Source organism: Paraburkholderia phenazinium (assembly GCF_900141745.1).
Classification (GTDB): Bacteria; Pseudomonadota; Gammaproteobacteria; order Burkholderiales; family Burkholderiaceae; genus Paraburkholderia; species Paraburkholderia phenazinium_B.
In genome coordinates this window covers 1,603,223-1,616,989 of sequence record NZ_FSRM01000002.1, presented here as the reverse complement: position 1 = coordinate 1,616,989, position 13,767 = coordinate 1,603,223, and the positions used below count along the sequence as shown (strand labels likewise).

The 13,767-nt window shown below is 59.6% G+C and carries 12 protein-coding genes; 2 read left to right on the top strand and 10 right to left on the bottom strand.

The features are described 5' to 3' along the window. The first annotated feature begins 9 nt into the window (after positions 1 to 9). Positions 10 to 1,386, top strand: a complete 1,377-nt coding sequence (locus BUS06_RS27145) for a cytochrome c (protein WP_074267478.1) — start codon at positions 10 to 12, stop codon at positions 1,384 to 1,386. Positions 1,387 to 2,848: 1,462 nt separating this feature from the next. On the opposite strand, the gene BUS06_RS27135 is transcribed toward BUS06_RS27145, so the two are convergent. The 7 genes from BUS06_RS27135 to BUS06_RS27105 all read right to left on the bottom strand — a co-directional run bounded on the left by BUS06_RS27135 (position 2,849) and on the right by BUS06_RS27105 (position 10,165). After that, complete coding sequence (locus tag BUS06_RS27135; protein ID WP_143787661.1) at positions 2,849 to 3,535, bottom strand: aldose epimerase family protein; 687 nt, start codon at positions 3,533 to 3,535, stop codon at positions 2,849 to 2,851. A 340-nt stretch (positions 3,536 to 3,875) separates the two neighbouring features. Continuing rightward, positions 3,876 to 4,496, bottom strand: coding sequence for a nucleoside/nucleotide kinase family protein (locus tag BUS06_RS27130; protein ID WP_074267475.1), 621 nt, complete (start codon positions 4,494 to 4,496; stop codon positions 3,876 to 3,878). Between the two features lie 161 nt (positions 4,497 to 4,657). Beyond that, entirely contained in the window at positions 4,658 to 5,533 is an 876-nt protein-coding gene (locus BUS06_RS27125; RefSeq protein ID WP_074267474.1) for a sugar phosphate isomerase/epimerase family protein, read from the bottom strand. Further along, positions 5,530 to 6,561, bottom strand: a complete 1,032-nt coding sequence (locus BUS06_RS27120; RefSeq protein WP_074267473.1) for an ABC transporter permease — start codon at positions 6,559 to 6,561, stop codon at positions 5,530 to 5,532. The genes BUS06_RS27125 and BUS06_RS27120 overlap by 4 nt, the downstream gene beginning before the upstream one ends. Then, positions 6,558 to 7,571, bottom strand: a complete 1,014-nt coding sequence (locus tag BUS06_RS27115) for an ABC transporter permease (RefSeq protein ID WP_074267472.1) — start codon at positions 7,569 to 7,571, stop codon at positions 6,558 to 6,560. Before BUS06_RS27115 ends, BUS06_RS27120 begins: the two co-directional genes overlap by 4 nt. Continuing rightward, positions 7,564 to 9,102, bottom strand: coding sequence for a sugar ABC transporter ATP-binding protein (locus BUS06_RS27110; RefSeq protein WP_254368977.1), 1,539 nt, complete (start codon positions 9,100 to 9,102; stop codon positions 7,564 to 7,566). Before BUS06_RS27110 ends, BUS06_RS27115 begins: the two co-directional genes overlap by 8 nt. A 70-nt stretch (positions 9,103 to 9,172) precedes the next feature. After that, positions 9,173 to 10,165: a substrate-binding domain-containing protein gene (locus BUS06_RS27105; protein ID WP_074267471.1), complete on the bottom strand. Its 993-nt coding sequence runs from the start codon at positions 10,163 to 10,165 to the stop codon at positions 9,173 to 9,175. Between the two features lie 116 nt (positions 10,166 to 10,281). Between BUS06_RS27105 and BUS06_RS27100 the strand changes: the two genes are divergently transcribed. Then, positions 10,282 to 11,460, top strand: coding sequence for a LacI family DNA-binding transcriptional regulator (locus BUS06_RS27100; RefSeq protein WP_254368976.1), 1,179 nt, complete (start codon positions 10,282 to 10,284; stop codon positions 11,458 to 11,460). A gap of 95 nt (positions 11,461 to 11,555) precedes the next feature. Here BUS06_RS27100 and BUS06_RS27095 read toward each other — a convergent pair whose 3' ends face one another. The 3 genes from BUS06_RS27095 to BUS06_RS27085 are packed head-to-tail and all read right to left on the bottom strand — an operon-like array spanning position 11,556 to position 13,732. Continuing rightward, a complete protein-coding gene (locus BUS06_RS27095) occupies positions 11,556 to 12,392 on the bottom strand; it encodes an aldo/keto reductase (protein WP_074267469.1) in 837 nt (278 codons plus the stop codon). 58 nt (positions 12,393 to 12,450) lie between these two features. Beyond that, the gene (locus BUS06_RS27090) at positions 12,451 to 13,302 is read right to left on the bottom strand and encodes a pirin family protein (protein WP_074267468.1); all 852 of its coding nucleotides are present in this window, start codon (positions 13,300 to 13,302) and stop codon (positions 12,451 to 12,453) included. Positions 13,303 to 13,309: 7 nt separating this feature from the next. Then, on the bottom strand, positions 13,310 to 13,732 hold the full coding sequence (locus BUS06_RS27085) for a DoxX family protein (protein WP_074267467.1): 423 nt from the start codon (positions 13,730 to 13,732) through the stop codon (positions 13,310 to 13,312). Positions 13,733 to 13,767: the final 35 nt, after the last annotated feature.

Below are 13,767 nucleotides of genomic sequence, written 5' to 3'. Positions count from 1 at the left end.
GCACGCACGATGACTAAATATACGAAGCGCGTGCTGCCGGCGCTGGCGTCGGTTGTCATGTCATCGCTCGCGCTTGGACTAGCGGCATTATCCACGACTGTGCGCGCGCAGGATGCAACTAGCGCGGATATGACCCAATTGATAAGGCAGGGGGCCTACCTCGCGCAAATCGGTGACTGTGTCGCCTGCCATACCGCGAAGGATGGAAAGCCGTTCGCTGGTGGCCTGCCGATGAGCATATCGATCGGCACGATCTGGTCGTCGAACATCACGCCCGACAAAGACACCGGGATTGGCAGTTACACCCTTGACGACTTTGATCGAGCGGTTCGCCACGGGATAGCGAAGAATGGCGAGACACTGTATCCGGCGATGCCTTATCCGTCGTATGCGAAGGTCAAGCCATCAAACATCAAGGCGCTCTATGCGTACTTTATGCACGGCGTGCAACCGGTCTCGCAGGCGAACAAGACCACGGACATCATGTGGCCGATGTCAATGCGATGGCCGCTGTCGGTCTGGCGTAAGCTGTATGCACCAGACGTGGTAACTGACGACACACCTGTAAGCGCTACTGATCCGGTGCTCCGTGGCCGGTATCTGGTGGAAGGTCTGGCGCATTGCTCCGCGTGTCACACGCCCCGTAAGGTGACGATGCAGGAAGCATCGCTGAGCGACGATGGATCGACGTTCCTGTCAGGTACGGTGATCGACGGTTATCTCGCAGAGAATCTGCGCGGAGACGTGAAGGACGGCCTCGGCAATTGGAGCGAGGGGGATATTGTCGCGTTCCTGAAGAGTGGCCGTAACGAGCACTCCGCTGCCTTTGGCGGCATGGCCGAGGTCGTACAGGACAGTACCCAATTCATGATGGACAGCGATCTCATGTCGATCGCCACGTATCTGAAAACGTTGGGACCGGCGCATCCGGACCAGACGTCGCTCACGTACGATAGCGCCACGGAGAAGATGTTCCACGACGGGAGCGCCAGCAGTAACGGCGCGATCCAGTTCCTGAATAATTGCGCAGCCTGCCACCGGACTACTGGCAACGGTTGGAATGGGACTTTCCCGCGACTGGCGTTGAGCACCACGGTCAACACGAAAGATCCGTCGTCGCTGATTCGTATCGTGTTGTCCGGGGCCCAGATGCCTTGGACGGCATCCGCGCCGACGCACTATGCGATGCCTGGCTTCGCTGATCGGCTAAGCGATCAGGATCTGGCGGATGTGTTGACGTTTGTGCGTAGTAGCTGGGGGAACACGGCACCTGCCGTTACATCGGAAATGGTGGCCGCCGTGCGCAAGAGCCTTCCCGAGAAGGCGCCGGCCACGGATCTTCAGACACGTCTCATCAACGGGATTTGTCGCAGTAAGACTCGATGAGTAGAGTCGAATCGATATGCAAAGTATTGCTTACGTTGCGAGTTCGTAGAATCGATCGGCGACGGGCGGATGATAAGCTCGAGCATGTTTCATCTGTCCTTTGCCGAACATATGCATCAGTTCGATGCCACTGTGATCGTCGATTAGCGCAACCCGTCAAGACGGGTTCCCGAGCCGCTTATGGTTCGTCTGCCATCATGCACAAGGATCGCTTCTACCAACGCGCCTTCCTGTCCTAGCACCGAGCTTACGGCTCATGGTTATGGACGCGATCGTTAAAGGTCGGAATCACGCAACTGATATCTGGTGACGACACGGCGCGCCTCCTCATCGCCACCATCGACGGACGTAAGCGGAGCCGGAACGACACCAACACAAGCATCTAGATCGAACGGAACATCCGTCGCCAAAGTGCTCAACAAGGTCCGTATCTTATGGCGTTGTGTCGAATAGTGCTCCTCGGCAATTTCTGCGAAGCTGGCGTCGAGCGTCGAACAGATGTCCAACCGACAGGGCATAACGGCAAGAAAACTAGCTTTCAGGCGCGGGGATTTCTACTTGACCGAGAAACTGATTCGCCTGCGCAAAATCTCTGCACGAAGACGAGGCCTAACTCGGAGGGAATTCGGGCGCCGCGGGAAGACGGCGCACGGGTACTGGGGCCGCCGCAAACTAGTTCGAGTCAGCGCAGGAGTCGGACGCCCTTTCTTATGACGAATCTGCTATCGGTGACACGCCGACTTGAGGGACTGCTAAGCGGGGCGGTGGTGCTGTCGGTAAATTTGTCTCGCCCCCCCAATTTAAGGTATGCGCAAGAGGCACTACAGCGATCGAAATACGCCCCAACTGACTGCTCGCGAACCGATTACTCCTGCTAATGCTGCATGGCAACACAGTTTTGAGACGTGCAGTAGGCTCTGCTGTATCTGAAATATCCAGAAGCGTTTGCTGCAGACTTTGTTGTGCTCCAATATCTGCATCAAAGAAAAAGCGATTCGAGAGCTTTCCCTTAGAAGTTTCTATCCAATCTCGGACCGCGCTTGAGACTCGCTCCGCTCCCTACCTTCAGCCTCTTACGGAAATATCCAACCCGCTCTGTGGACCCTCTTGGGTACACCACATTTTGATTAATAATCTGTTGGGCGGTTACCGTAGGCACGTGACGACCATGAAACGCTCAACATATGCTTCACCCCGCAATTCATTGACAAGAAATAACATTTAAAATCAATGCATTACATAAAAAATCAAACAATTTCAGCTTTTGCTTTATTTCTGCAAATAGTTGCGGGCTTTTGATTTATTCAGCGTCTGCTGCACCGATCCGCGTGCCCGATCTGACGTTCAACTTTTGGTTTATTTTTGATCAACTTTTGCTTAATTTGTCAGCGCGTGAAGGCAATAGACACCTTCTCCAGCACACTACCCTTCAAGGGATAGTGACCGCATGCGCGGAGCGCTTTCACACCGAACGCGCTGACAGCCGGTAGCTGACCGTGCGCGACACACCGGCGCGGAACGCGAGACCCGTTCGGCCCGCCAGCGGATGGTCGGCCGGAGGCATCACTACACGGCCAAGGTCGAAAAAGCTTTGGGCCGGCTCAACGCCCAATGCAAAGTTTCGTCCGGACCATGGTTCGTACGCACGTCCGCCATTGCTAATCCAGAGCAACGCGTCCGGAAGTTCCTCGGGATTCCAGTCGAGCAGGACATCGGCCTGCTGAGTGGAATATCGCAAGACAAACGGCGGCCGACACCCTGCGATCTGTAACAACTCCTCAGTCTTGCCCAGCAGTGGCAATCGCGTCACGTCCATAGGGCCGGTTGCTGTCGCGATCTCTTTCAGAGAAGCGAAGGCATGGTTCGGCAAGCTCCGCGAAATGCCCGACTCCGGTGAGACCGGGTAGCTGTGAACCATTTGATACGGACATGCGAGCACCTCGACTCCCTCGTCCGGTACGGCGAATGTAGGGTGGAGAGCGAACGGCAAGACGACGTCTCTACGCGCGTGGACAGTCAGTGAGACGATAAGCGCCGGCGCTTCAGGGTCAACTTCAATGGTGCGCTCGAGGCTTTCGATTGCTTCCTCGGATGGGTAATCAATCCGCAGCGTGAGCCTGTCTGCAGTCTTCTCGACAAGGCGCCACATGTGATTCGCGCCGTATCCATGGTTCCACGTATCAGTGGCGTTCCGTGTCTCGAAGCCTGGAGGCAGACCGGGTGGTGCCGCAACCGTTCCAAACGGCAGGCACGGCCATTCGCCGCGCAACGCGCGCAGGAGACCTGGCCAGCGAGCGTCGTCACCCCATGGAGCCACGTACAGCGGCGAAACGCTGCGGCCCCCGCCCAGTTCGAATCGCACAGGAGCAAGCATTCCGCCAAGCGACTGCGCAGTCGCTTCGCCATGGGCCCATTTCAACGTCCAACGTTCCATTGAATCCATCGTCCCGTCTTTCCAGGTTAGCTAGCAGTCGGATTCCGCCGGCCTTCTACGACGGCCACCGAAACACCAGGTCGGCACGATCTCGCGTCGAATCGATCAATACTGCATTGGGCTCGTCGGTCTGCTGGACCCACTTTCGAGCAGCGTCTTCATCGCGACCAAACCTGATGTGGCGATCGACAAGCCGCTGCCTGCGCAACTCCGGATCGACTTCGACATACCAGGCCTCGTCGAGAAGTGGGCGAACCGCCTTCCAGTGCCCGCGCTCCAGTAGCAGATAGTTTCCCTCGGTGACAACGAGTGGCACGTCGGGGCTGACAGGAATGGCCCCGGCGATGGGCTCTTCGATCTCCCGCCGAAAAGCCGGCGCATAGACCGTCTCGCCATGGCGCGGTGCCCGCAGACGGCTCAGCAGCGCGACGTAACCCGCACTGTCGAAGGTATCTTCGGCGCCCTTGCGGGACGCGCGCCCGAGCCGTTCGAGTTCGACGTTCGCAAGGTGAAAACCATCCATCGGCACAACCACGGCCCGGCCAGGCAGCGCTTCAAGGATCTGCTCCGCCAGCGTTGATTTGCCGGCTCCGGGCGCGCCCACCAGGCCGAGGATACGGCGCTGACCATCGGCGACAAGCTGTTCCAGCCGGGCGAGAAAGGGGTCTTCGATCATCGATACAATCCAGAGTTATTCGGGCAGGTAGATACTGTCAACGGGCCCAAAATACCGCATGCCATGCAATATGACAACGGGAAACCGCATGACGGCACCAATCCATACGGCATCCTAATTGTATCTGCCGCTCCTCTTTGCAACAGAACAGCACGGCACTCTCAGTGATGCGCCTTCGCTTTGGCCGCAGCATTGATCCCGCCGGCAATGAAACTCCTTGCGTGTGTTGCCAGATCCATGCCGTCGTCCCACATGTTTCGCCAGATTGCCAGTGCGTTGGACAACTGTTCGTTCACGACCGCGGAAGAGAAACTCTCGAACGTGACCACACCCTTATAGTCGATCATGGCGAGTGCGTGGAAAAACTGCACGAAGTCGATGGTTCCAGAACCCAGATAACCGCGATTGCTCTCGCCGATATGGACGTAACCGAGCCTTTTTCCGCACTCCAGTACCGGCTGCATGAAGTCCGATTCCTCGATGTTCATGTGATAGGTGTCGAGGTGCACAACCACATTGGGCGCATCGACATCGTCCAGTATTCTGAGCGCCTGCGATGCCGTGTTAAGCAGGTTGCTCTCGTAACGATTCACCACTTCAAGCCCGAGGGTCACGTTTTTCTTCAAGGCGAAGTCTGCAATCCGCTTGAGCGAGTCGACCGCGTTCCTGCGTCCCTGCACGGTGACGGGCGCTGAATACTTGGCCATCGCGCCGTACAGGATGCCGCCGAAGTAGTTGCCCCCGAGCTCGGCGGTAATGGTGATGCCTTCTTCCAGCAGCGCCACGCCACGCGCAACCGTGGCCGGATCGTCGCTGGAGACGTCCGCGTCGAAGGTCAGGCCACGCGAACAGCCGATTTGCAGCCCGTGCTCCTGCAACAGGTCGCGAGTGAGCGCCAGGTCCATTACCTTTGGCCCATGTAACGACAGTTCAACGAGATCGAAGCCTGCGGCCCTGGTCTGGCTGATTACCTTGCGCGTCGACTCCGGCGTCAGATCGCCAGCCCATACCAATGCGTGAACACCAAGCGTATTCATTGTGCAACTCCTCCCGATGCGGTCGCGCGTCTGCGGACCAAGGACTGAAAAAAGCCGTTTGCCCACGCCCAACGGAGCAGCATCACGGCAAGCAAAAACACACCCCATAAGGCGGTGGCGAGATGTTGGTTCGCACCGAGCAGATTGAGGCCAGAGGCAATCACCTGCAGGATGACCAGCGCAATCACCACCGGCACGACACGCCCGAAGCCGCCGAACGGGTCGACGCGGCCGAGGAAGCAGGCGAGTACGGAAATCAGCAGGAAAGCCTCGCCATGACCGACGCGCACCGAGTTGAAACTGGCCAGCATGACGATGCCGGCAACGCCGCACATGAGACCCGACAGCATGTAAATCCGCGTGACCGCGCGCGTGGTGGCAATGCCCGAGTAGCGCGTCGCCTCGAGATTCGAGCCGATCATGCGTGTGGCAAAGCCAAGTCGCGAGCGCGTCATGACGACGTGCCAGACGGCCGCGCAGCCGGCGAAGATCCATAGCGGCACCGGCACGCCAAGCAGCAGGCCATTGCCCATTACCAGCACGGCGGGCGGGAAGCCGGAGATATCGCCGCCGTGGGTCAGGAATTCGCCGAGGCCGCGCAGGAAGATCATCATCGAGAGGGAGACGAGGATCGGGCTTGCGCCGGTGCGCGCGATAATGGCGCCCATCACCCATCCGGACGCGGCACCTGTGGCGAGTGCCGCGACAATGCCCAGCACGATGACGCCAGCGCCGGCATCCGCCCCGCCATAGGCGTGCAGCACCCAGGCCATGGCCAGTCCGGAAATATTGGCGGTGAAGGTTACGGCGAGATTGAAGCCGCCGGAGATCAGCGGCATCAACATCGCCAGCGTGAACAGCCCCAGTTCCGGCAGCTGAAAGGCCACGGAGACAAACGTATCCGCAGAAAAAAAGCGGCTGGACGCAAGGCTCATTGCCAGAATCACGACAGCCAGAAAGCCGAGCAGACCGACGACGTCAGCAGGCACGAACGCTACAGCGGAACGTTGCGACGAAGAGGTTTTCATGAGAAGGCCTTGACGCGTTGCGACGCGAAGCGCGATCCGACGAGTTTGGCGAAGCCGCCGCTCGACAAGGTAATCGCGATCAGAATGACGGCGCCGATGATCATCTTGAACGCGTACGGAGAGACCCCTAGCAGGTTGAGTCCGTTCGCGGTGATGGCGGTGAGCAGAATGCCAAGGATCGCACCGAGGATCGTGCCGCGTCCGCCGCCCAGTCGTGCGCCGCCGAGCACCACGGCGGCGAGCACGTCCAGTTCGCGGCCATACAGCGCGTTGGGCACCACCTCCTGAACGTAGTGCGCCTGCATCAGCCCCGCGATCCCGGCCATCATCCCAAGCCAGCCAAAGGCGATGTAGTGCATGGCGCCGATATTGATGCCGACGCGCCGCGCCGCTTCCGGGTTGTCTCCCATGGCGTAGAGCTGCCTGCCGGTGGTCGTGCGCCGCAGCAGGAACCAGGTGGCCACGACCGTGCAGAACATGACGGCGACAGGCAGCCCGAGGTCGGCAACGCCGCTTGATGTCTTCAGCGCGATCAGTGAAATGCGGTTCATCCACCAGTCCGGCAGATCGTAGAGGGATACGCCTCCGGTCAAAAACATCAGGCCGCCAAAGAACACGTTAAAGGTCGCGATGGTCACCACGATGGAGACGATGCGGAACCGGTAGATGAACGTGGCATTGATGGCGCCCAGCAGAAACCCGAACGCGGCCGATGCGAGGACGCCTAGCGCCCAGTTGCCTCCGCCCAGATGCATGACCGTCAAGGCGGTCAGGTACTGCACCACGGAAGCGCCCACCGCAAACGAGATGTCGATGCCGCCAGCGATAAGTACAACTAGCAGTCCGACGGCAAAGATGATGTTGACCGAACTCTGGTTTAGGAGGTCGAACAGATTGGGCAAGGTCAGGAAAGTCGAGGTCGTCGCGCCAAGGCCGATCACCATGACGGCGATGACGAGGATCAGCAGCGCCTCGATCGAACCGATTCCGAGTTTGCGCAGATCAGGCATGGACGTCTCGCTCGATTTGGTCGATGGATGTGGCACCCGGCACGTATTCCTTCACCATGCGGCCATTGCGCATATGCAGGATACGGTCGGCGTTGAAGTAGACCTCCGGGATCTCGTCGGAGATCAGCAGGATGGCCATGCCCTGGGCAGCCAGCTTATGGATGATGGCGAAGATGCCGGCTCGGGCGCCGACGTCCACGCCTACCGTGGGTGAATCGAGAATCAGCAGCTTCGGGTTCGTGGCGAGCCACTTGGCGAGCACGATGCGTTGCTGGTTGCCGCCGGACAGCGTGGAGACCGCATCCTCGGGCTTGCCGATCTTGACCGCCAGTTGCTGGATCCAGTCCTTGATCAGGCCGTCGCGCTTCCTGAGACTGATCAGACGCGTGGCGTCGAGAAGATTGTCGAGCACCGCGGCCACGGTGTTGTCGCCGATCGATTGCGGCTGCACGAGGCCGAGCTGAAGGCGATCTTCGGAAACATAGGCTATACCCGCCCGTATCGCGTCGCGGTTCGAGCCCAGCGATAATTTCTTGCCGTCGAGGCCGATCGAGCCGGCGTCCGGACGCGTCATGCCGAACAACGACAACGCGAGTTCCGTTCGCCCCGCGCCAAGGCGACCCGTGACGCCGAGGATCTCGCCTTTCCTGACGGAGAACGAAACTGCGTCATATTCACCCCGGCGGGTCAGGCTATCTACCTGCAGTACAGCGGGTGCGGCGGACAGGTCCGTCGTGCGCACGGCATAGTCGAAGGTGCGGCCCGTCATCAGTTCCGTGAGGCGGGTTTGCGTCATGCCGGCCGTGGGAAAAGTGCCGACGTACTGGCCGTCGCGCAACACCGTCACGCGCGTACAGACGTTGAGCACTTCGGCAAGCCGGTGACTGACGAATACCACGGCAATGCCGTCGGCCGAGAGACGGCGCACGATCGTAAGGAGTGCCTCGGTTTCGGCATGACTGAGCGAGGCCGTCGGCTCGTCCATGAAAACGAGGCGCGCGTCGGCAACGAGCGCCCGGGCGATGGCGACGATCTGGCGCTGAGCGATCGACAACGAACGCACCGAACGGCCCAGATCGATTGAAACGCCGAGCCGCTCGAGGATGCGGCGCGCCGCCACTTTCATCTGGCGATAGTTGACGAGGCGCGGACGCGGCCCGAGGTTCTGTTCGAAAGCAATGTTCTCTGCGACCGTCATCTCGGGAAACAACGCGAGATCCTGCCAGATCACCTGGATGCCCAGCTCCCGCGCCTTCGCCGGATCCAACCCCTCGATCGACTGACCGTCCATCAGCATGACGGCACCAGGCTCCGGCTGATAGACCCCGCTGATCACCTTGATCAGCGTGCTCTTGCCGCAGCCGTTTTCGCCGGCGAGGCACAGCACCTCGCCGGGCAGCACGTCGAACCTGATAGCCTGCAGCGCTTTCACACCGCCGAATATCTTGGAGATATTGTCGAGCTTGAGCAGCGGCGTACGAGAGGTGTCGACGACCACGCCCGCTTCGCTCGTGTGTCCCCGCTCAGGCACAGGACGATCCTTTGAGGCCGCTGAAATCATGGGAATGCTCCAATGCGACTGACAGGCAACCAAGGTCGCTTCAGAGACCTAACTTCGCGAGATCGTCAACGGTACTGGCATTGAGATCCACCAGCTGGTCGACGATCAGATCGTGACCCTGCGGATGCACGACGCCCAGACCCGGGATGTTCGTGCCGTCCTTGATCGGTTCACCCTTCGCGACCATCGTGCCGAGTGTGACGAATACCTCACCCGCCAGCTCCGGATTCCACATGTAGCCGCCGGTCAGGATGCCGTCATGCACGAGACGCTTGCCTTGTCCCGGCGAGAACGGTCCTAGCACCACGACCTGGCCTTTCTTATGCGTTTCGTCGACAGCGCGAGCCGCTCCGATCGGCCCCTGGCTGCCGAACGCCAGAATGCCCTTCAGATCGGGATGAGCCCGCATCAGATCAAGCGCCGTCTGGCGCGATGCGTCGACGTTCTCGGCCACGCCATAGCGGTCGCCGACCAGCTTCATGTCCGGATCATTGGCCTTTAGATAAGCAATCGCGGCGTCGGCCCATGCGTTGTGCAACGGCACGGTGAGCGAACCGACGAAGACCGCGTACTCTCCTTTGCCGCCCATGGCGGTGGCGAGGCGCTTGCCATACGCTTCGCCGAAGCCTTTGACCGAGGCCAGTTCGAAGTCCCAATCCGTATTCTCCTGGTTCGGAGACTCATGCGTAATGACCTTGATGCCCGCGGCTCGCGCCCGCTGCAGGACGGGCTCCAGTACCTTGGCATCGTTCGGCACCACGCCGATCACATCGACGTGCTGCGCAATCAGATCCTCGATCGCCCGGACCTGCAACGCCGGGTCCGCGCTGGTCGGGCCAACCATAAACGCCTTGACGCCCAGTTGATCCGCGCGTTTCTTGATCCCCGCCTCCATGGCGTTGAACCATGGGATGCCGCCAATCTTCACGACGATGCCGATGACTGGCTTGTCGGGCGACGCCGAAGCCAGGCCTGTCGCGAGTGCAAACGCGGCGATGCCTGCGCACAGTGTGCGCACGAAGTTCTTTGACATGTCTCCTCCGTTGGACCTCGGCAAGCTTCGCCAAACGCCCGGATAGGTAATGGAAATGAGCCGATCCGCTAACCTCAGCAAAGTTTGCTGAATCCATTCAGCAAATCGGTGAGCAAATGCTGAATCCATTCAGCGAGGGGGTCAATCGGGTAGATACCCTAATATGGCTTCCGGTGGCAGAAGGTCTACCGTCTGCACAACATGAACGATGGTGCTTTGGGAGTAAAAGGCAGATGGCCCGCAGCAGTTCAGGACGTAAGTCGACTATTTATGACATCGCCAAAGCGACGGGTTCTTCGACGTCAGCGGTGAGCATGGTGCTGAACGGCACCTGGGCTCGCTATCGCATCAAGGAAGAAACCGCCAACCGGATCCTCGCGAGCGCCGCGCAACTTGGCTACAACGTGAACATGAAAGCGCGCGGACTGCGCCTGTCTCGCTCGGGACTGGCCGGCATGATCCTTCCGCACTATCGCAACCGCTTTTTTGCGGGGCTCGCGGAGAACTTCGAGGAGCATGCGAGGAGCCGTGGGCTGTGTCCAATCGTGGTCAGTACCCAACGCGACCCGGCGGTAGAAATGAGCGTGACGGAGACGCTCATCTCGCAGCAGGTGGAGTTGCTGTTCATCGTCGGCGTGCGCAATCCCACGCCTCTTGACGCACTGTGCTCGGCGGCAGGTATTCCATGCATCAACGTCGACCTGCCCGGCCCAGGTGCACCATCGGTGGTGTCGGACAATCGCGGCGGCGCGCGGGCGCTGACAGAGGCCCTGATGGAGAAGATGATCGCCGCCGGCAGTTCGCCCGGCGAACTACTTTTTCTGGGTGGCATCGTGGACGAATATGCGACCGAAATGCGCATTGCCGGCTACCGCGACGCGTTCGAGGCTCGCGGGATCAGCCCCGCGGCAGATGCCGTGGAATGCTTCGGATACGGCGCGTCGTCTTCGCGGCGCGCGCTGGCGAGCCGTTATGAAAGTCTCGGCAGACTTCCCACAGGATTACTGATGAATTCGATCACCGCGTTCGAGGGCCTGGTTCAATTCGCGTCGAAATTGCCGCGCGAGGCCTGGCAATCCACGGTGGTCGGTTGCTTCGACTGGGATCCTTTTGCTGTGCATCTGCCGTTTGAAGTAACCATGATGCGCCAGGACGTGCAGAAGATAATCCTCGAAGCCTTCGCGCTGGCGGACAGCCACGACGCAATCGACCATCCTCTCGTTATGGTGCCGACGGGCTTCGGAGAAATGGTCGAGGAAGACGAACTGACGATCAAGATCGGACGCGAATGCTGACACGTGCGTTCATCTGATCGCCTCATCAACGTATCTGAGAGATGCGAATCGCCCGTAAGTCACTTCAAGCGCAGGGGTATCGAGGGCACGCGTAATCAGCCGCTTGTTCTGTCCCACTTTGGCGCAAGCCCAGGTGGATTGACGATCCGGCTGTCCGCCGTCGCCAACGAATGTATTGCCGTCATATCCTCGCTCTCCAGTTCGAAGTCGAATACCGCGAGGTTCTGCGCCAGCCGCTCAAGCTTGGCGGTCCTCGAAAGCGCGACAACTCCGCGCTGTTGTACAAGCCACCGCAAGACTATCTGAGCGATGGTTTTGTCGTAACGGGCCGCGATCTCCTCAAGCGTTGGCTCCAAGAACACACGGCCAATCGCCATGCCGCAGTATCCCGTCACGGCAAGCCCCGCCTGCAACGTGCTTTCAATCAGCAAGGACTGGTTCAGATACGGGTGATATTCGAACTGGTTCGTCACGAGAGGAACCGCAGAGAGCCGCACAGATTCCGCCATCAATGCGCGATTGAAATTGCTCACGCCGATGTGTCGAACCTTGCCGGCGCGCGCGACTGCATTGAGGCCCGCGATCTGTTCCGCCAGCGGTACGTTCGATCCCGGCCAGTGCAGCAAAAGCAGATCGATATAGTCTGTCTTGAGCCTTCGGAGGCTCTCGTTCACTGACGCTTCGAAGTTTCTCACTGCATAATTGCTCACCCAGACCTTGGTCGTCAGAAAGATTTCGCTTCTTGGGATGCCGGACGCTGCGACGCAGTCGCCGATTTCGCCTTCGTTACCGTAGATTTGCGCGGTATCGATATGGCGGAAGCCGGCACGAAGCGCTGCGGGGATCAGTCGATAGATCTCCGCAGCGCTCATTCCGTAAGTGCCGAAGCCGATCGCCGGAATGGCGGCGTTACCAACATGGACGTTTTGCATGAGGTGTTCCCGAAAGAGTCTTCGCACACTGCCTGAACCGCAAACCGCTTTAAGCGGACTATCCGATGCGCCCGCTGCGACGCAGTTGTACCCCGATCTCCCTGATCCTGGCCTCACCCGCACGCAACGTTTCCGACGACGTATGAACCGAGTAATAGCCAAGCACGAGATCGTGCGGATGAGGGATCGCGGAGCCGAGGACGAACTCTGTGTCTTCATCGGCAGTGAATGCCAGGACGTCTTCGGACTCGTCAAACACAACGAGCTCGTCGGCGACGGATTCATCTGCAATGCGCAGTGCGCCACGCTGTACACAAACCCAGGCGACCTCGTGACCAGCCGGTGGCGTGTATTCCCAACGCTCTCCAGCCGCAAGCCGCACGAACAGATAGTTGATGCCTGCCGGTGCGGCTACCGGGCTTTCGGCGTTTCCATAACGACCCAGGACAACGCGCGCCGGACCGATGCGAGGCACTTCGCTCACCGACAAATACTGGCTACGGGGCTCGCCTAGTTCGATCTCGGGCGGCAACGCGACCCACAGTTGAAAGCCGCGCACCGGTCCATCGCCTCGGGCGCGACCATCGTGCCACACGCCTCGCCCCGCGTTCATCCACTCGACGCTGCCAGCCGGCATGATCCCCGACGCGCCTGTCGTGTCTTCATACTCAACTTCACCTTCCAGCAGCACGGTCGTCGTGGCGAGGCCCGAATGGGGATGCATGGAAAAGCGCATGTTGGCTTCCACCGAGCTATCGAAATAGTCGAGAAAGACAAACGGCTTCAACACTTCTCCAAGGTCGGACGGACTGACCAGCCGCTTGACGGCACCGTGTTGCCGGCCGGCTGTCCGTGTGACTATCGCTCTTCCGGCCCTCAGCGGGCCGGAGGTATGGGCAGTAGTTTGCATGGCAGGCCTAGCTTGCGTTCAGAGGCGAAAGACGTGAAGCGATGCGTCCGAGCCGGGCATCCAGGCTGAACGCGCCCGCACCGAAGTAAGTGATCTGCAGGAGGCCGCCAGCCATCATCACGTTCTTGAGGAAGTGAATCATCTGGTTTTGGTCTGCCCAGTTGTGGTGGAAGAAAAGCGCCGTGACCACACAGAACACCGCCATTGCCACTGACACAACACGGGCGCGGTAGCCCGACAGCAGCAGCAAACCGCCGCCCAGTTCGGTCAGCACGGCAAGAACGAACGCGAGAGGCGGTACTGGCAGACCCATGGCTGCGATATAACCAACTGTCGCACCGTACGCCGCAAGCTTGCCGAGACCACTCATGACAAACGGCCCACCAATCAGGATGCGGCCCAACAGCGGAAGAAATTTAAAGCGTTCCATTACGATCTCCTAAATTAAATTACGGAGGTGGATGA